The 17,672-nt window shown below is 57.0% G+C and carries 17 protein-coding genes; 16 read left to right on the plus strand and 1 reads right to left on the minus strand.

Annotation, left to right across the window (positions count from 1 at the left end; genetic code table 11):
- Positions 1-117: 117 nt before the first annotated feature.
- From DMO17_RS02300 to DMO17_RS02375, 16 genes are read left to right on the plus strand one after another with little or no spacing between them, the layout of a single operon-like run.
- Complete coding sequence (locus tag DMO17_RS02300) at positions 118-1,191, plus strand: DegT/DnrJ/EryC1/StrS family aminotransferase (RefSeq protein WP_220034060.1); 1,074 nt, start codon at positions 118-120, stop codon at positions 1,189-1,191.
- A complete protein-coding gene (locus DMO17_RS02305; RefSeq protein ID WP_110680688.1) occupies positions 1,181-1,687 on the plus strand; it encodes an acyltransferase in 507 nt (168 codons plus the stop codon). The genes DMO17_RS02300 and DMO17_RS02305 overlap by 11 nt, the downstream gene beginning before the upstream one ends.
- A 4-nt stretch (positions 1,688-1,691) precedes the next feature.
- A complete protein-coding gene (locus DMO17_RS02310) occupies positions 1,692-2,648 on the plus strand; it encodes a Gfo/Idh/MocA family oxidoreductase (RefSeq protein WP_110680689.1) in 957 nt (318 codons plus the stop codon).
- Entirely contained in the window at positions 2,645-3,622 is a 978-nt protein-coding gene (locus DMO17_RS02315) for an NAD-dependent epimerase/dehydratase family protein (RefSeq protein ID WP_110680690.1), read from the plus strand. The genes DMO17_RS02310 and DMO17_RS02315 overlap by 4 nt, the downstream gene beginning before the upstream one ends.
- Positions 3,619-4,716, plus strand: coding sequence for a DegT/DnrJ/EryC1/StrS family aminotransferase (locus tag DMO17_RS02320; RefSeq protein WP_110680691.1), 1,098 nt, complete (start codon positions 3,619-3,621; stop codon positions 4,714-4,716). The genes DMO17_RS02315 and DMO17_RS02320 overlap by 4 nt, the downstream gene beginning before the upstream one ends.
- Positions 4,713-5,618 carry a methionyl-tRNA formyltransferase gene (locus DMO17_RS02325; protein WP_110680692.1) on the plus strand — a complete coding sequence of 302 codons (906 nt, stop codon included), beginning with the start codon at positions 4,713-4,715 and terminating at the stop codon, positions 5,616-5,618. Before DMO17_RS02320 ends, DMO17_RS02325 begins: the two co-directional genes overlap by 4 nt.
- Complete coding sequence (locus DMO17_RS02330; protein ID WP_110680693.1) at positions 5,615-6,358, plus strand: polysaccharide deacetylase WbmS family protein; 744 nt, start codon at positions 5,615-5,617, stop codon at positions 6,356-6,358. The genes DMO17_RS02325 and DMO17_RS02330 overlap by 4 nt, the downstream gene beginning before the upstream one ends.
- A 26-nt stretch (positions 6,359-6,384) precedes the next feature.
- Complete coding sequence (locus tag DMO17_RS02335) at positions 6,385-7,353, plus strand: GNAT family N-acetyltransferase (protein WP_110680694.1); 969 nt, start codon at positions 6,385-6,387, stop codon at positions 7,351-7,353.
- Between the two features lie 47 nt (positions 7,354-7,400).
- A complete protein-coding gene (locus DMO17_RS02340; RefSeq protein ID WP_258371114.1) occupies positions 7,401-8,150 on the plus strand; it encodes a methionyl-tRNA formyltransferase in 750 nt (249 codons plus the stop codon).
- 57 nt (positions 8,151-8,207) lie between these two features.
- The gene (locus tag DMO17_RS02345) at positions 8,208-9,674 is read left to right on the plus strand and encodes a lipopolysaccharide biosynthesis protein (protein WP_258371115.1); all 1,467 of its coding nucleotides are present in this window, start codon (positions 8,208-8,210) and stop codon (positions 9,672-9,674) included.
- Entirely contained in the window at positions 9,668-11,176 is a 1,509-nt protein-coding gene (locus DMO17_RS02350) for a glycosyltransferase family protein (RefSeq protein WP_110680697.1), read from the plus strand. Before DMO17_RS02345 ends, DMO17_RS02350 begins: the two co-directional genes overlap by 7 nt.
- Positions 11,173-12,321, plus strand: coding sequence for a glycosyltransferase (locus DMO17_RS02355; protein WP_110680698.1), 1,149 nt, complete (start codon positions 11,173-11,175; stop codon positions 12,319-12,321). Before DMO17_RS02350 ends, DMO17_RS02355 begins: the two co-directional genes overlap by 4 nt.
- Positions 12,321-12,917, plus strand: a complete 597-nt coding sequence (locus tag DMO17_RS02360) for a sugar transferase (protein WP_110680777.1) — start codon at positions 12,321-12,323, stop codon at positions 12,915-12,917. Before DMO17_RS02355 ends, DMO17_RS02360 begins: the two co-directional genes overlap by 1 nt.
- A complete protein-coding gene (locus DMO17_RS02365) occupies positions 12,914-13,531 on the plus strand; it encodes an acetyltransferase (protein ID WP_110680699.1) in 618 nt (205 codons plus the stop codon). The genes DMO17_RS02360 and DMO17_RS02365 overlap by 4 nt, the downstream gene beginning before the upstream one ends.
- 52 nt (positions 13,532-13,583) lie before the next feature.
- Positions 13,584-14,759, plus strand: coding sequence for a DegT/DnrJ/EryC1/StrS family aminotransferase (locus DMO17_RS02370; RefSeq protein ID WP_110680700.1), 1,176 nt, complete (start codon positions 13,584-13,586; stop codon positions 14,757-14,759).
- Positions 14,760-14,791: 32 nt separating this feature from the next.
- The gene (locus DMO17_RS02375) at positions 14,792-16,771 is read left to right on the plus strand and encodes a polysaccharide biosynthesis protein (RefSeq protein WP_110680701.1); all 1,980 of its coding nucleotides are present in this window, start codon (positions 14,792-14,794) and stop codon (positions 16,769-16,771) included.
- A 20-nt stretch (positions 16,772-16,791) separates the two neighbouring features.
- Here the strand turns inward: DMO17_RS02375 and DMO17_RS02380 are convergent, their stop codons facing one another.
- On the minus strand, positions 16,792-17,664 hold the full coding sequence (locus tag DMO17_RS02380) for a metal ABC transporter ATPase (protein WP_110680702.1): 873 nt from the start codon (positions 17,662-17,664) through the stop codon (positions 16,792-16,794).
- Positions 17,665-17,672 lie beyond the last annotated feature (8 nt).

Below are 17,672 nucleotides of genomic sequence, written 5' to 3' on the forward strand. Positions count from 1 at the left end.
CTATGTTGCTGATACATTAAATAAGTGTTGTGGATTTTTCCTTGTCAAGGAGAGTAGAAAATTAACGTTCCCTTTATCGATCTCAAGCGCTTGGAGCCCGGTTTCCACGCGGCACTGATGGAAAAATTCCATGCCATGACCTTGGGCGCCCAATTCATTGGTGGTGCCGAGGTTGCGACGCTCGAAAGCCGTTTGCAGGGCGAACTGCAGGTCGCACATGCGGTGAGTTGCGCCAACGGTACTGACGCCTTGCAGCTAGCGCTGCGTGCGGTCGGCGTGGGCGAGGGCGACGTGGTGCTGGTGCCGAACGTGACCTTCTGGGCGACCTTCGAGGCGGTGGTGAACGTGGGCGCCAAGCCGGTAACGGTGGACGCTGACCTCAGCGATGGCGGCGTCTGCTTCGATGCCTTTACCCAGGCCATTCGCGAGTCCCGGCCCAAGGCAGCGCTGGTGGCCCACCTGTACGGCTGGGGCAGCGCCCGTCTGCTCGAGCTGCGTGCGCTGTGTCGAGAACTGGGCGTGGTGCTGGTCGAGGACGGTGCCCAAGCCTTTGGTGTGCGCTACCAGGGTGAGCCCATCTACAAAGGGGCACACATCTCCACCACCTCCTTCTATCCGGCCAAGGTGCTCGGTGGTGCTGGTGACGGCGGTGCGATATTCACCGACGACGCCGAGCTGGCCGACAAGGTCCGCCGCTTGGGCAACCACGGCCGCACCGCACACTACGGTTACGGCGATGTGGGCTGGAACTCGCGCTTGGACTCGCTGCAGGCGGCTTTCCTAAATCTGTCGCTGGATTACATTCAAGCCCGCATTGCCTCGCGACGCGAAGCCGTTGCCTTCTACCAGAAGCACCTGCCCGCCACCGGCATCCGGCTTATGAACGCGCCGGCCGGCTATGAGGAAAACGGCTACTGCAATGTCTGTCTGGTGCCGGATGCGGCCATCAAGGCCAGCCTGGAGGCTCGCCTCAAGACCGAGGGCATCGGTTTTGGCAACATCTATCCCAGTGTCATGTCCAGCCAACCGGGTGCCGCGGCCTACCACAAGGGCCACTTCGGCGGCCAGGCCGGCGAGCAGCTGTGCGCCTCGGTGCTGAACCTGCCGCTGTTCCCCTACATGAACGAAGCCGAGCTGCTGCGCGTGGTCGAAGTGGTAGGTTCGGCTCTCGGAGGTGGCAATGTCCGCTAACGACATCTACATCCATCCCAGTGCCAATGTTTCGGACAAGGCCAGCATCGGTGCCGGTACCAAGGTCTGGATCAACGTGCAGATCCGCGAAAACGCGGTGATCGGTGAAGGCTGCATCCTGTCCAAGGACGTCTACGTCGACCACGCAGTGAAGATCGGCAGCCGCTGCAAGATCCAGAACAGCGTCTCGGTCTATAACGGTGTGGAGATCGGCGACGACGTGTTCGTCGGCCCCAACGCCTGCTTCACCAACGACAAGGTGCCGCGTGCCTTCAATGCCGACTGGAAGATCACTCCAACGCGCATCGACAATGGCGCCAGTATCGGCGCCAACGCCACCATCGTCTGCGGCATCACCATCGGCGAGTACGCCATGGTCGCCGCCGGCAGCGTGGTAACCAAGGACGTTGCGCCCTACACCCTGGTCATGGGCAACCCCGCGCGTGCGGTGGCCCGTATCGACCGCGAAGGCAATCGCGTTTCCGGAGACGTCTGACGCCATGCAAGAGAAAGTGCTCAAGGTAGGCCTGATCGGCCTCGGCAACATGGGGCGCAACCACCTGCGCGTATTGTCGATGCTCAAGGGCTTCGAGCTGGCCTTTGTCGCCGATGCCAATGCCGAGGTGGCCGCCAAGGCTGGCCAGGCGCACGGTATCCCCGGCGTGGTAGATCCCACGTCGCTGCTGGCTGAGGTCGATGCGGTGGTGATCTGCACGCCGACCGTTACCCACGCGGACTACATTCGCCAGGCCGCCGCCCATGTGAAGAACATCTTCGTCGAGAAGCCGCTGGCCGCCACCCTGGAAGAGGCGCAGGAGATCGCGGCTTTCGCCCGCGAGAAGGGGCTCAACGTGCAGGTGGGCTTCATCGAGCGCTTCAACCCGGCAGTGCAGGCGCTGAAGAGCGTGCTCGACCGTACCGAGCGCGTCATCAGTCTGGACTTCACCCGCACCAACAAGGTCAGCTCGCGAATCACCGATGTCGACGTTGTCACCGACCTGATGATCCACGACATCGACTTGGCCTTGTACCTCAACGGTCCGGCCCAGTCGGTAGCCGCCCACGGCTTCGCCCACGGCAGCATGATCGACTTCGCTTCGGCCCTCATCACTCACGAGAACGGCCAGTTCTCGCGCATCCAGGCCAGCCGCGTGACGGACAAGAAAATCCGTCAGATCGAAGGCACCTGCGTCGACATGTTCGTCGACTGCGACCTGCTGCGTAAGGAAATCCTGATCAACCGCCAGGCCGAGGCGCGTGACAGCGGTAGCCTGCCTTATGCAGTTTCCGCCATACAGGAAACTGTTGCCGTGCCGCCGCAAGAGGCGCTGCTCACCGAACTGCAGGCGTTCATGGCCAGCTGCCGCCAGTCGGGAAAAGGGTGGGTTCCGGGAGTCGACGCTGGCGTCGATGCAATGAAGATCTGTGCACAAATTCAAGCGGCGGTTCAGGCATGACGATTCGAGAAGGTTTCGCGGGCAAGGGCGTTCTGGTTACCGGTGGCGCCGGTTTTATCGGCAGTCACTTGGTTGATCGGCTGCTGGCCGAAGGCGCCGCGCACGTGGTGGTGATCGACAACCTATTCGTCGGTTCCGAAGACAACCTGGCCGAGGCCCTGGCCAGCGGCAAGGCCACCTTCTACCGCGACGACGCGGAGCTGAGTACCAGCCTGGAGTATATCTTTGCCAACCACGCCATCGACGTGGTGTTCAACTGCGCTACCAAGGCGCTGAACTACTCCTTTCTCAACCCCGCCAACGCCTTCGACACCAACGTCAAGGTGGTGCTGAACCTGCTCGAACTGCAACGCCGCGGGCTGTTCAAGACCCTCTGCCACTTCTCCACCTCGGAGGTGTATGGCTCGGCGGTGTACGAACCGATGGACGAGGCCCATCCGCGTAACCCCACCACCACCTACGCCGCCGGCAAGGCCGCGGCCGACCTGGCAGTGGAAAGCTATGTGCGCATGTTCGGCGTGGATGCCTACATCGTTCGCCCGTTCAACAACTATGGCCCACGGCAGAACCACAAGGGTATGCTGGCCGGGGTGATCCCGATCACCGCCGTGCGCCTGCTCACCGGCGGCACCCCGGAAATCCACGGTGAAGGGACCCAGAGCCGTGACTTCATCTACGTCCACGACACCGTGGACGCAGTGGTGAAACTGCACGACGTGCTGCCGTCCGGCGAAACGGTGAACATCTCCACCGATAACCAGACCACCATCAACGAGCTGATTCCGCGCATATGTGCCCACTACGGCTACACCGGCGAAATCCTGCGCAAGCCCGCGCGCCATTCCGACGTGCTGTCGCACAATGCCAGCAATGAGAGGGTGAAGGGGCTGATTCAGTACCGCCTGACCCCGTTCGAGCAGGGCCTGGCCGAAACCCTCGACTGGTACACCCATCTGATCGGAAAACGCGCATGAGCCAGATCCGTTTGATGAAGCCCTATATCGGCTTCGATGAAGTCGAAGCCGATATGCGGGCAATCTTTGACAGTGGCATCTTCACCCGTGGCCAGCACGTAGAGGCGTTTCGCAAAGAAATTTGCGCCTATACCGGCGCGCGCCACACACATCTGGCCACTTCTGCCACTACTGCTCTGAGCGTCTGCCTGAAGCTGATAGGTATCGAGCCTGGAGACGAGGTGATCGTCTCAGATTTCTCCTTCCCTGCAACTGCAAACGTTGTCGAGGATCTGGGGGCGCGTCCGGTTTTTGCTGATGTATCGCTCGACACCTACAACATGCTCCCCAGTGCATTGCGCGCTTGCATGAGTGAAAAAACCAAAGCTGTTATCGCTGTTGATGCGTTTGGTAATCCCAGCGGAATGCATGAAATCGCTGCAATCTGCAAAGAGCACAGTGTGCCGTTTATCGAGGATGCTGCTTGTGCTATCGGCAGCAGTGAACTCGGCGTCAAAGTGGGCAATATTGCCGATCTGACCTGCTTCAGCTTTCACCCGCGCAAGCTCTTGACGACGGGCGAGGGCGGCGCGATTACAACCAATAACGATGATTGGTCTGCATGGTTTGACGTGAAGCTCAATCATGGAGCCAGTGGCATGTTGGGCTACGGCTTGGACTTTATCGAGCAGGGCTACAACTACCGTCTTTCTGAACCCCAGGCGCTGATGGGGCGTGTGCAGTTGCGCAAGTTGGATGCAATTGTCGCTGAACGGAATGAAATTCGTGCAACCTATGTGAGTCTTCTGGAGAGGGCGGGGTTTGTGCCACAGGTCCGCAATGTCGACGTTGTGCACAATGTGCAATCTCTAGTTTTCCGGGTGCCGACGGGGATGAGCCGCGATGAGCTGATCCGTGGTTTGCGTGAAGACGGTATCGAAACCACAATCGGAACCTACTGTTTGAGTGGCACCACCTACTACCGTCAGCGGTATTCAGACGTGCAACCGAACGCAGCGCGTTTGCAGAAAGAGACCATCACTCTGCCGTGTTACCAAGGTGTGGATGTGGAACGCGTTTGCTCTGCGATCTTGCGTCGGAGCAATGCCGAGTGACCGATGCTGTAGTGTTCATGGGCAGTAAGGCGGCGGGATTGTTGTTGTGCGAGGCCATCTGCCAAATGTTGCACGGCAGCCTTGCTGCGATAATTTGCCCCGATGATTCTCAGGATGCGCGTTCCGAGTTGCCGGGCTTTCGTTCGCTGGCTGAGCGTCATGGGGTTCCGCTTAAGGTGGTCGCAACGCGAGCCGAAACATTGCGCTGGTTGGATCATTACCAAGCACGTCTAGCGTTCGTGCACGGTTGGTACCAGATCATTCCGGTGGATGGACCTTGTGATTTCTACGGCTTTCATTATTCATCTCTTCCCAAATATCGCGGTAATGCGCCTCTCGTGTGGCAGATCATTAACGGTGAGCCTGCAATCGGAGTGAGTTTTTTCCGCTTCAGTGAGGGGATGGATGAAGGGCTGCTGGTTGGGCAGGCGAGCGTCGAGCTGGCCACTGATGAGACTATTGGCGATGCCTTGAATAAGGCAAACGCGCTTATGCTTGAGCTTGCAGCACGATATGTACCGCAGGTTATAGGCGGTATTGCGAAGCTCTATCCGCAGCCAGCCGAAGAGGCTTCTTACTGCGGCCTCAGACGCCCTGAAGATGGTCTTATTGACTGGCGTGCCCCGGCTGAGCGAGTGCATGATTTCATCCGCGCTCAAACCCACCCCTATCCGGGTGCATACACGCGACTAGAGGGTGGCGGTGCACTTCGAGTCTGGCGCTGTGCGCTCGAACCTAGGCGCTTTTACGGGACTCCCGGTAGTGTGGTTGAGGTTTCCACCGATTGGGTCGTAGTGGCCTGCGGGGAAGGAGCGGTGCGGTTGCTCAGTGTGGCGCTGGATGGTGCTGCAGAGGTTTCGGCACCACAGGTACTCAGGTCATTGAAGACGAGGCTTATATGACGGCCACCCGCTGCCGTACGTTTTCCACGGTTTCGTGTATCAATATGAATGATCCAGATTCGTGGGAAGATAAAGTATTTCTCACCTTCGATATCGATTGGGCGCACGATGAAGTGCTGGCTGATTGTATTGATCTGGTTGAGCAGGCAGACGTTCCCGCAACATGGTTTGTTACCCACGAGACACCGCTGCTCGCGAGGCTGCGCGCCAATCCTAAGTTCGAATTGGGTATACACCCAAATTTCAACTTTCTCTTCAATCTGCAAACTCAGGCGGGCTCCTCTGCGGAGGAGGTGCTAGAGCGGACAATGGCGCTAGTGCCCGATGCAACCGCTGTACGCAGCCATCACATGACGCAGAGCTCAACCTTGCTGAGTTTGTTCCGCAGCAAGGGCCTGACCCACGACTGTAATCATTTTATCCCAATGACCGCAGGCATCACTCTCAAACCATGGTTGCTATGGAATGACATGTTGCGAGTTCCCTATTCATGGGAGGACGACATCATGTGCATTTACGGTCAACGGCAGAGTCTTCCCGATATTGGTGAGTTGCTGGGGCGGGATGGGCTGATGGTTTTCGATTTTCATCCTATTCATGTCTATCTAAACACCGAAAACCTGCAACGCTACGAGCGCACGCGTTCTCTACATTGTCAGCCGGGCGAGCTAATTCAAGAGCGATTTTCTGGTTCTGGTGCGCGTCAGTGGCTTCTTGAACTTCTGGAATCTTCCCATTGAATACTGTTGCATCTGTTGATGATTGCATGATGGTGCTCGAAGATGATCCTACTGCTATTGGCTGGGATGAATTTGTTGAGAGCTCCAACGAAGGAACGATTTTTCATCAATTACGTTTCCTGCGTTATCATGGAGACCGGTTTTCTGGTTGCGAGCATTTTCTTTCTATTCAGCGAAAAAACAAGCGAATTGGAGTTTGGCCGCTAGCATTCGTGGAGCGTGACGGCGAGCTTTGCGCGCTGTCGCCTTACGGTGCGAGCTATGGTGGTCCTGCGCTTCGAGAGGCGCTTGGCTTGTCTGCTTGTAGAGATGTGATTGGTGCGGCGCTCGCATATGTTGTAAGCGCTGGTGCCAGAGAGTTCCGTGTGACTCTGCCGCTGCGTGCCTGTAGTCGTGTTTATACTGAAACATTCCGCTTTGCACTCATGGAGGCGGGGTTTTCCTGTGTAAATCGAGATATATCTAGCGTTATCCCTCTTGATCCTAATCTCCCGGAGTTTGCTCAGGTGGCATCTCACCGAGCCGAGTGGGAGCGGCGGGCGCGCAAAGCAGCCAAGTCCGGTGTCACGATTCGTAGGAATCCGCCTATCGAGGATTTTTGGGAAGTTCTGGATGTGACCTTTGCCAAGCATGGCAGAAGCCCGACGCATAGCTTTGAAGAGTTGCAGTGGCTTGCGAGGGAGTTGCCAGAAAGTATTCTCTTTTCTTGCGCGTATCTTGCCGGAAAACCTGTGGCCAGTGTTTGCTATTTTGTGCAGAATCGGCGTGTGGTTGGAACATTTTATCTTTGCCAAGATCCAGAATATCAGGCGACCCAGGCGCAATCGGCATTGCTACTTGATGGCTTTCGGCATGCGCAAGAGTTGGGGTTTATGTGGATGGATTTAGGAACTTCATCGGTACAAATGAAGGCCTATGACTCCATTTTTCGCTTCAAAGAAACATTGGGGGCAGTAGGTCAATTCCGTGAGACATATTTGCTGAGGCTTGAGTAGTGATAACGCTGCTAACGACTTTGGAGGCGGGCTCTGACTTGCTCAAGGTGGTTGAGAGGACAGGATTAATATCTAGCGTATTGCGCTCTCGCGAAGAGCTTGAGCAAGTCAGCGATGCTAGTGTGTTGCTCATAAACTGGCCTTATATCTTGCGCGAAGACTTTATTAGTCGGCAGCGGGTTGTTCTCAATGTGCATAATTCGCTGCTTCCTAGGTATCGAGGAAGGCATGCCTTTACATGGGCCATTCTTAACGGTGAGACCCAGTTGGGATTCTCTCTGCATGAGGTAGTGGCTGAGGTTGATGCTGGAGCTGTTTTGGCTCAGGTCGCTTTTAGTTTGGGTTTCGATGAGGATGTTAATGACGCCTTCAGTCGAGGCGCAGTCTTACTTCGTGAGTGGTTGCCGTCAGTGCTGATTGAGTGGGCGAGCGGACGTTTGGTGGCGCAACCACAAGACGAGACTTGCTCAAGTCTGTTTCGCAGGCGCCATGCTCAAGACAATTTTTTGGTTTCTTTTGATCGCGCGGAGAAAGTCAGAGACTTTGTTCGGGCTGTGGCACCGCCGTATACGCAGGGAGCTATGTGCCATACAGCAACCGGAGAAATACTGCACTTCTGCTCTTCTGAAGTGGTCGATGATGCTGCAAGTACTGGTGCGCCAGGTTGCATCCTGAAAGTTGATGAGCAAGGGCTGTTTGTTGCCTGTGCTCAGGGAGTGGTTCGTCTCGTTCCCGTGGAGGCTGGATTACTAGCTGGACTACAGGCTGGAGATTCGCTTGTGGTAGCCGCACTTTGAGCCGTTTTCATGAGCATAGTTGACAGCCCGTTTCGTCTGTCAGCTACAGCTGCGCTTATGTTGGCACGTGCCGTGCGAGCCCCGCTGTGGCTGCTCGTATCGGCGTTAATGGCTCGTGTAATGGGCCCGGAGAGCCTGGGGTCCTGGGCCATGCTTCTTGCCGCAGGCATGTTCCTGAATCAGGTATTCGTGCTTTGGACTCAGTCGATTACCCAACGCTTTGGGCGACTGGAGTGGGAGGCTTCTGGGCAACTACGGAGAACGTGGGCAACGCGCTGGCCCTTATTATTGTTCGGTGGCGTGCTAGTTCTTGCTTGTTTCTTGCTGGCACCTTTGGAATGGTTGTCGGTCCGGTTGGGCGTGCCAGAGGATGGCTTGTGGTTGATCATTCCCATTTTCATCTCCCTATGGCTCATGGGCGAGACTCAGGGGCTCCAGCAAGTGCGAGAGCGCTATTTACGGCTAGCATGGTCTCCTCTCGCCGCTGACCTGCTCCTAATAGGGCTTCTAGGTGCTCTAGCTTTAATGGCCATTCTGGGCCAGCGTCTGACCTCGCTGCAGATTCTCACTGCCGTCAGTTTATCGGGAGCTGCAGCTTGGATTTTTATGCTTGCGCGAGAGTTAAAAGGGAGCTCTTTAGGTTGGGGGTTTCCAGAGGGTAAGCAAGTTCGCTTGGCGCTTACTTTTTCTCTTCCGCTCCTGCCGGGATATTTGGTTGGGTATCTTTCGGAGTGGTGTGATTATGTTCTGATAAGCCGCTTTATTGATACTAAGGCCGTAGGTGTTTATCACCCTGCCTATCAGTACATGTTGATCATGGTCGGCCTGCCCACTGCTGTGGTTGCTGTTTTGATGCCCCAGTTGGTTTCTCGAGTAGAGAAGGTTGGTGTAGAAAGTGAGCGGCAACTAATTGGTCGCGTTGCGCCGCAGATAATGAGTCTTTGGGTGCTTGCAACTATTGGGGTTATCGCTTTTTTGCCTGCTCTCTTTTCATGGTTAGTGGGCAGCTCTTTTGAAGACAGTCGGGTGATACTTCAAATCCTGTTGGCGGCGGTGCCGGGTGCTGCAGCTACGCATCTATATGGTTTGGGGCACTTCGTGCAGGGGCGGCTGTTAACCGCCAATGTTGGTCTGTTTGGGCTAAAGTTGCTGGTCAATATACTGCTGACTTTAATTCTACTGCCAATTTTTGGGGTTTTAGGTGCCGCGATTGCGGCATTGGCTGGTTTCATTCTTGTGCAGTGGCTTTTTTTGATTGATCAACATCGCTATCTTAAATTGCCTTTCGCTGGAGGTGCTATGGCTCTGCTGCTGGCTCACCTTGGAGGGGTGTCATTGGTTGTTGTGGATGGTTTTTGGGCTCGGTCTCTGGCCTCGGCACTAATCATACTATGCATGCTTGCTCTAGTTAGGCGTGCTAACTTTTTTTCTCCAGAGGAAGTGTCGGCAATGGTGCCGGCTTCTCTGTCTCGTACTGCTCCAGTTTTGGTGCGGCTCTTATGTAGAGAAGGAATGCCATGGTGATGGTGCTGTTTTTGGTTTTTCTATGTGCGCTGATTCTACGTCTCGCACCGGTATTGCTTTCCTCCCATGGTTCTGGTGTGGACCAATGGTATTGGAGGGCTTATATCGAGACCTTGCGTCGCGATGGCTCATTACCCGTCAAGATGCCACAATTTCTCTTGGATGAGGGGCACTGGTACCCCCCCTTCTTTCCATGGTTGATGTCGAAGTTGCCTGCTTCGATGTTTGATCGTTTCAGTGTTCAGTTCGCGGTTTTTATAGACATGCTGCGAATGGTTCTTTTGGTTTGGGCTGCCTGGTGGTTGACTGCGGATCTGGTAGTGGCTGCAATTGCTGGAATGGTCTATGCGGTTACGCCTCTTCTTGTTACTTATAATATGCAGTTGAATCCGCGGGGCATGGGTGCGCTATTTCTCGATGCGATGTGGTTGTTGGTGGGTGCCGTTTTTCTATATGAAGCCTCGCCTTGGTTTTGGCTGGGCGTATTCTTCCTTGCTGGCATGGTTATGATTACGCATAAGATGGCCATGCAGTTATTTTGGTTCATATCTTTGTTTGGAGCGGGTCTAGCTGGTGATTTCCGCCTTTCCTTGTTGGTGCCGGGTAGTGTCTTGGCTGCGCTTCTGTTAAGTAGGGGGTTTTATCGCCTGACGATGAGGGCTCATTGGGATACCGTTAAGTTCTGGGCTCGAAATTGGCGTGGAAATGGCGTTCATCCGTTGCTGGAATCTCCGATTTATGGTGAGGCGGGATATGAAACCCCCAGCAAATTCTATCGGTCCGGGCTCAAAGCTTGGATTCGGCGACTGCAGTTTGTGGTCGGGTTTAATCCCTGGATGCCAATTGCATTGGGGGTGGGGCTCTTTTCTCTTTTCAAGGGGCACGACTTTGCTGCGTATGAGGTGTGGATATACGCCTGGCTTGCCTTGATATTCTTGTTTGCGCTTCTTACTACCTTGGTTCCGATGTTTCGTTCGCTCGGCCAAGGTTACTTGTATGGCTATAATGGAAGTTTTCCAGCTGCGCTGGCTTTGGGTATCGGTTTTTTGTCGTTGGGGCAGGCTTGGTACTGGTGGTTGGCACTTGGGGTTGGCTTATTGATGTGTATGTCGGCTCTCATTGCTTTTTTCAGAGCCTTGCGCACAAGTCGGACAATGAAGGTTGACTCTAAACTGGATGAGGCCGTTAGCCGTTTGGCTGCTCTTGAAAACGGTCCTGTAATGTGTTTTCCACAGCATTGGCATGATTTGGTTGCTTATCGGACAGGCAAGCCGGTTTTATTCGGCGGTCATGGTTATGGATACCATTTGTTAGAGCCGGTGTTTCCAGTTTTGCGTGTTCCTATTCGGGAAATATTTGAAAAGTATCATGTGCGCTATTTGTTGACATATGAAGGATATTTGCCAGAGCGCTTTTGCAAAGATTTGCCCTCTGCTGAGGTAGAGAGCTTTGGTGACTACCACCTATACAAATTTCATGCAGCGAGGGAGGGCAAGATATGACGCGTAAGCGGCTCTGCTTCATCACCACCGTGCCCATGGCCGTTTCGGCCTTCCTGCGTCTGCATATCGAACGTCTGGCCAATGACTATGACGTCTTCGTTATATCGAACTATGGTGCGGAGCCGGTTCCGCAGGATGAGCGGGTGACCTACCTCAGCGTCCCTTTGGCGCGGGATATTTCACCGATTGTAGATCTGAAGACGCTCTTCCAGCTGGTTCGGCTCTTTCGCCGTCATCGCTTCGATGCGGTGCATTCGGTGACGCCTAAGGCCGGCCTCCTTGGAATGCTGGCTGCGTGTATGGCCGGTGTGCCTGTGCGGGTGCATTGGTTTACTGGGCAGGTATGGGTCACGCGCATGGGGGCAGCACGGTTTGTGTTGAAGAGTGCGGATCGGCTGATTGCCGCTACGGCGTCGCATCTTCTGGCGGATAGCCCGTCACAGCGGGATTTTCTGCTTGCGGAGGGGGTTTGTCGTGCCGGTGCGCTAGAGGTCATCGGAGATGGTTCGATCTGTGGCGTGGATGGTGAACGTTTTCGTCCCGATCAACAGGCGCGTGAGCGTGTGCGTGCCGAACATGGCATTCCCCTAGACGCGCCGCTGGTGCTTTTCCTCGGTCGTCTGAATACCGACAAGGGCCTGCGCGAGATGGCCGAAGCCATGCTGGCGTTGGATGAGCGCTTTCCTTCCTTGCACTGGCTGGTTGTAGGGCCGGATGAGGGCGGGATGGTTGAGCACATCCTTTCGGTCGCCGGGCGGCTGGGCGAGCGTCTGCATTTCCAGGGGTTCACCAGGGAGCCCGAGGCCTACATGGCGGCGGCGGATATTTTCTGCCTGCCGAGCTATCGCGAAGGCTTCGGTAGTTCGGTGCTGGAAGCGGCGGCGGCGGGCGTGCCTTCCGTGGCCACCCGGATCTACGGGCTTACCGATGCGGTAGAGGATGGTGTGACCGGGTTGCTGGTGCCACAGGCGAAAGTGCCGGAGTTGGTGGGCGCGTTGCAACGTTTGCTCGATGATGGCGCATTGCGTGCGGCAATGGCAGAGGCTGCGCGCGCTCGCGCCTTACAGCGCTTCTCGCGTGAGCGGATTGTAGAAGGTCTGGGTGCTTTCTATGTGCGGGTATTCGCCCAGGGGAAAAAGGCATGATGTTGAAGCGCGCGTTCGACATTTTTTGCAGCGCATTGGCGCTGTTGCTGCTGTGGCCGGTGTTGCTGCTTCTGTATGTGCTGGTGCGTGTGAGCCTTGGCTCGCCTGCTCTGTTTCGCCAGCAGCGTCCCGGCTTGCACGGGCGACCGTTCATAATGATCAAGTTTCGCACCATGCTCGATGCGCTGGACACCGATGGCAATCCACTACCAGACGATGTTCGCCTCACCCGGTTTGGTCGATTGCTACGCGCGACCAGCCTGGATGAACTCCCCGAGCTGTGGAACGTATTGAAGGGTGACATGAGTCTGGTCGGGCCGCGCCCGTTGCTGATGGAGTATCTGCCCTTGTACAGCGCCGAGCAGGCTCGGCGGCATGAGGTGCGCCCGGGCATTACCGGCTGGGCACAGGTGAATGGTCGCAACGCTTTGAGCTGGCCGGAAAAATTTGCGCTGGATGTCTGGTACGTGGACAACCGCTCGTTGCTGCTGGATATCCGCATTCTTCTGCTGACCGTGAAGAAGGTGTTCGTGCGCGAAGGCATCAGTGCCGATGGGCAGGCGACTACCTCTCGCTTCACGGGGGAGGAAAAGTGAAGCGGCTGGCGATTTTAGGTGCTAGTGGTCACGGCAAGGTTGTCGCGGATGTCGCCGAGCTGTGTGGTTGGGAAGTGGCATTCTTCGACGATGCGTTTCCGGATGTGCAGCGCAACGGTGCCTGGGCGATCGCGGGTCGTACCGACGAGCTGCTGCAGCAGATGGACCGCTTTGCCGCGGTGATTGTGGCCATCGGTCACAATCGTACTCGTCTGGCCAAGCTGAGGCTGTTGCGGGAGAAGGGCTTTTCCATACAGACGCTCGTACACCCCCAGGCCTGTGTCAGCCGGCACGCTATCGTCGAACCTGGCTGTGTGATTTTTGCTGGCGCGGTGGTCAATGCGTTCGCGCGAGTCGGCGAGGGCTGTATCCTCAACACTCTTTGCGGTGTGGAGCATGATGCGGTGCTCGGCGCCGGTGTGCATGTCAGCCCGGGTGCCTGTCTTGCCGGCGGAGTGCAGGTAGGCGAGGCGACTTGGGTCGGCATCGGTGCCAGCGTGCGCCAGCTGGTTCGCATTGGTGCTGATGTGGTTGTCGGAGCCGGTGCTGCAGTGGTCGGCGAAGTGCCGGATAATGTCACGGTCGTGGGTGTTCCTGCCCGGATCGTTCGTTAGTCAAATTCGTGTCGGCGCTGGCTGCCACGCTCAACGTGATAGAGATCTGCTTGTGTTGAATACGCCTTTTTCGCCTTGGCCTTCCTTCTCTGTTGAAGAAGCTGATGCCGTGCGCGACGTCATTCTTTCCAATCGGGTGAACTACTGGACTGGCGAGGAGTGCAGGCACTTCGAGCGTGAGTTCGCCGCCTGGGCTGGGGCCCGTCATGCCATTGCGCTGGCCAACGGCACGGTTGCCCTCGACCTGGCCCTTAAGGCGCTGGGGGTGGGGCCTGGGGACGAGGTCGTAGTGACTCCACGCACTTTCCTGGCCTCGGTCTCGTGCATTGTCAACGCGGGCGCCGTTCCGGTCTTCGCGGAGATTGACCGCGACTCACAGAACATCACGGCAGATACTATCCGTGCGGTACTGACGCCGCGCACCAGGGCGGTAATCTGCGTGCATCTGGCCGGTTGGCCGTGTGACATGGACCCGATCATGGCGCTCGCCAAGGAGCACGATCTCAAGGTCATCGAAGACTGTGCCCAGGCTCACGGCGCCTCCTACAAGGGGCGTGCGGTGGGCTCGATCGGCCATGTCGGTGCGTGGTCGTTCTGCCAGGACAAAATCATGACTACTGGCGGAGAGGGTGGCATGGTTACCACCAACTGCCCCGAACTTTGGTCTCGTATGTGGTCATTTAAGGATCACGGTAAAAGCTGGCGGGCTGTTTATGAAAAAGAGCATCCCCCTGGTTTTCGCTGGTTGCATGAAAGCTTTGGTACGAACTGGCGAATGATTGAGGTGCAGGCTGTTATCGGTCGCATTCAGCTTCGCAAGATGCAGCAATGGCATTCAGCTCGTTTGGGTAACGCTAAGCAGATATGGATGGAAGCAAGCCAGATATCGGGTTTACGTGTTCCCTGCATCCCTAATGACATCGAGCATGCCGCATATAAGTGTTATGTATTCGTAAGGCCTGAAAAACTGCGCCCTGAGTGGTCCCGGGACCGTATTTTGGATGCCATTAATGCGCAGGGTGTCCCTTGTTTTTCTGGCTCCTGTTCAGAGGTCTATCTGGAGCGCGCTTTTGATAATACTGGATGGCGCCCGGCCAAGCGCTTGCCAATAGCTCGGGAGCTCGGGGAGACCAGCTTGATGTTTATGGTACACCCTACTCTTTGCAGGGCTGAGTTGGATAAGACGGCTCGTGTGTTGAGGCAGGTTATGAGTGAGGCGACCGTTTGAAGTGTCGCTTATGCAATGAGTCGGAGTCTTCTATGAGAGGTTTTGTAGGGCAAGTGCGTAAGCAGTTGCTCCTGCTGTCGCTTGGGCAGAAACGTCTGCTGCAGGTCGTAGCGGATGTGTTGTTGATCTGGCTGGCATTGCTCATGGCCTTCATGCTGCGCTTGGGCTGGGATGATCTGCCGCGCTGGGAAAGCGGTTTTCTCTGGTTGTTTTTCTTTGCGCCGCTCACGGCCTTGCCCTTTCTTGTGCGGATGGGGCTTTATCGAGCGGTGCTGCGCTACATCGGCAACGAGGCGCTGCTGACCATTTTCAAGGCGGTCAGCCTGGGGGTGCTGTTGTTCGCTGTGGTGCTGTTCGCCTTCAACAACGAGTTTCTCATTCCGCGCTCGGTGATCTTCAGCTACTGGTGGTTGTGCCTGGTGTTCCTGGGCGGGCTGCGGCTGGTATTGCGTCAGTTTTTTCTGGGCGACTGGTTCTTTTCTGACCAGCATCCGCGTTCCCGTACAGATATACCCAGAGTGGCCATCTATGGCGCTGGAGCGGCTGGAAATCAGTTGTTGGCTGCGCTGCGCCAGCAGCACTCCGTGCTCCCGGTTGCCTTTATCGATGACGATCCGGCTCTGCACAAGCGCGTCATCGCCGGTTTGCGAGTTTACGGCTCGGCGGATGTCGAGGCGATGGTTGGCGAATTGGGTGTGAGTGAGATCCTGCTGGCTTTAACCTCAGTGTCCAGGGGGCGCCGTCGAGAGATTCTCGAACAGCTGGAACCCTTGCCAGTGCATGTTCGCTCTATTCCGGGAATCGTGGATATCGCAGCAGGGCGTGTCAGTGTCGCAGACTTGCAGGAGGTCGATATCGCCGATCTGCTCGGTCGTGATGCAGTTGAGCCTCGGGTAGACCTGCTGAATCGTTGCATCGAACGACAGGTCGTGATGGTGACGGGGGCGGGCGGCTCGATCGGCTCGGAGCTGTGTCGGCAGATACTGCTGGGGCATCCGCAGACGTTGCTGTTGTTCGAGCACAGCGAGTTCAACCTCTATGCCATCCATGCTGAATTAGAGCAGCAGATAAAGCACCAGGCTTTGTCGGTTGAGCTTGTGCCCATCCTGGGTTCAGTTCAGGACTTCGCTCATCTGCTCAAGGTGATGCGTCTGTGGCGGGTGGATACTATTTACCACGCTGCGGCCTACAAGCATGTGCCCATGGTTGAGCACAATGTGATTGAAGGTGTGCATAACAATGTCATGGGTACCTTGAATGCGGCTCGGGCTGCCATCGAGACGGCGGTTGCCAATTTCGTGCTTATCAGCACCGACAAAGCGGTTCGCCCCACCAATGTCATGGGGGCTACCAAGCGCTTGGCGGAGATGGTGCTGCAGGCATTCGCCCGGGAAGCCGAACTCGGTCGTCTTGATGGGGATACAGTGCCGATGCGTACGCGCTTCACCATGGTGCGCTTCGGCAATGTCTTGGGGTCGTCGGGCTCCGTGATTCCGTTGTTCCGCCAACAGATTGCACGAGGTGGCCCCGTGACGGTGACTCATCCGAATATCACGCGTTACTTCATGACCATTCCCGAAGCAGCGCAGTTGGTGATTCAGGCCGGTAGCCTGGGTGAAGGGGGCGATGTTTTTGTGCTCGATATGGGCGAGTCAGTGAAGATCGTTGATCTGGCTCGGCGGATGATCCAGCTCACTGGACTTTCCGTGCGTGATGAGAGCAACCCGGACGGTGACATCGCCATCGAGTTCAGTGGCCTTCGCCCCGGCGAGAAGCTCTACGAGGAGTTACTGATCGGCGACAAGGTCAGTGGTACCGAGCATCCCAAGATCATGCGTGCCTATGAGGAAATGCTTGCTTGGCCAGAGCTTCAAACGCTCCTGGAACAACTGGAAGCGGCGTGTGGTACTGGTGATTGCGAGCGAATTCGCAGCCTGCTGCGCGCCGGTGTCAAGGGCTATGTGCCGGAGAGCGGGATCGTAGATTGGCAGCATTGCAGGCGTTTGGGTTGAGCCCGGACTAGCTCAGTCCTTCAACTATCCGGCAGGTTCCCCTGCCAGTCCTTCCAGCGGATGCGCTCGTCGCGCACCAGCCAGCCATCCTGCTCGGCGAAGCCTTCGGAGAGCCACAGCCCGCGGGTGCTGGCGGGAAGGAGTTCGCCACGGCGAAGGCTGAACAGTTCGCTACCGGGCCGGCCGTCATGCAGCGGCAGCAGGTAGAGGTCCGGACGACGGCGCTCCAGGCGTGCCACCAGTTCGCCGTCTTCCAGGCGCTCGTCGACATGGAACAGGCTGGGCGCGCGGCATTCCCTGGGCAGTTCCAGGCGTAGGTCATAGACCAACTGCAGCGAGGCGGTCGGCAGGTGCACATAGGCGCGCGGCCGCTCCATCAGCATCAGATTGCCGCATTGTACCGGCCGGGCCGCACCGGACAGCGGGCCGAGGCGGAAGTGACAGTCCTCGCGGTAGCGCAGCGGGTAGGGCGTCGGCAGCCAGGTATCGGCGTAGCGCCCGCCCAGCCAGCCGCCGGCGCATTCGATCAGGCATTCCTCGGCCACCTCGGCGATGGCGGTGAGCAGCGGCAGATTGAGCTCGTGGGCCGGCACATAGCCGGAGATCAGCTTGAGCACGGTATCGCCGCGATCGGGCCGGCGCTGGCGTACCAACACCCAGTAGTCGCGACCCTGCCAGGCCAGGGTCAGGCGCACCGAGACACCGAGGTTGGCCAGCTCCAGGGCGAAGCGCTGGCAGTCGGCGGCCTGCACCGGGCGGCGGCGTTCCAGCATCTGTGCGAAGTTCAGGGGCAGGCCGAGGGCACGGTAGTTCAGGCCTTCCGCCGTGGCTTCGACATACAGCGGCAGGGTCTTGAAGGTTCCCGGGGCCTTGCGGGCCAGCAGTCTCGACATCTCGGCTC

This window comes from Aquipseudomonas alcaligenes, from assembly GCF_003205495.1.
Taxonomy (GTDB): domain Bacteria; phylum Pseudomonadota; class Gammaproteobacteria; order Pseudomonadales; family Pseudomonadaceae; genus Aquipseudomonas; species Aquipseudomonas alcaligenes_B.

Coding starts and splice junctions, on each gene's coding strand:
- DMO17_RS02300 (WP_220034060.1), top strand. CDS start 118: ATGGAAAAATTCCATGCCATGACCTTGGGCGCCCAATTCATTGGTGGT.
- DMO17_RS02305 (WP_110680688.1), top strand. CDS start 1,181: ATGTCCGCTAACGACATCTACATCCATCCCAGTGCCAATGTTTCGGAC.
- DMO17_RS02310 (WP_110680689.1), top strand. CDS start 1,692: ATGCAAGAGAAAGTGCTCAAGGTAGGCCTGATCGGCCTCGGCAACATG.
- DMO17_RS02315 (WP_110680690.1), top strand. CDS start 2,645: ATGACGATTCGAGAAGGTTTCGCGGGCAAGGGCGTTCTGGTTACCGGT.
- DMO17_RS02320 (WP_110680691.1), top strand. CDS start 3,619: ATGAGCCAGATCCGTTTGATGAAGCCCTATATCGGCTTCGATGAAGTC.
- DMO17_RS02330 (WP_110680693.1), top strand. CDS start 5,615: ATGACGGCCACCCGCTGCCGTACGTTTTCCACGGTTTCGTGTATCAAT.
- DMO17_RS02335 (WP_110680694.1), top strand. CDS start 6,385: ATGATGGTGCTCGAAGATGATCCTACTGCTATTGGCTGGGATGAATTT.
- DMO17_RS02345 (WP_258371115.1), top strand. CDS start 8,208: ATGTTGGCACGTGCCGTGCGAGCCCCGCTGTGGCTGCTCGTATCGGCG.
- DMO17_RS02350 (WP_110680697.1), top strand. CDS start 9,668: ATGGTGATGGTGCTGTTTTTGGTTTTTCTATGTGCGCTGATTCTACGT.
- DMO17_RS02355 (WP_110680698.1), top strand. CDS start 11,173: ATGACGCGTAAGCGGCTCTGCTTCATCACCACCGTGCCCATGGCCGTT.
- DMO17_RS02360 (WP_110680777.1), top strand. CDS start 12,321: ATGTTGAAGCGCGCGTTCGACATTTTTTGCAGCGCATTGGCGCTGTTG.
- DMO17_RS02375 (WP_110680701.1), top strand. CDS start 14,792: ATGAGAGGTTTTGTAGGGCAAGTGCGTAAGCAGTTGCTCCTGCTGTCG.
- DMO17_RS02380 (WP_110680702.1), bottom strand. CDS start 17,664: ATGTCGAGACTGCTGGCCCGCAAGGCCCCGGGAACCTTCAAGACCCTG.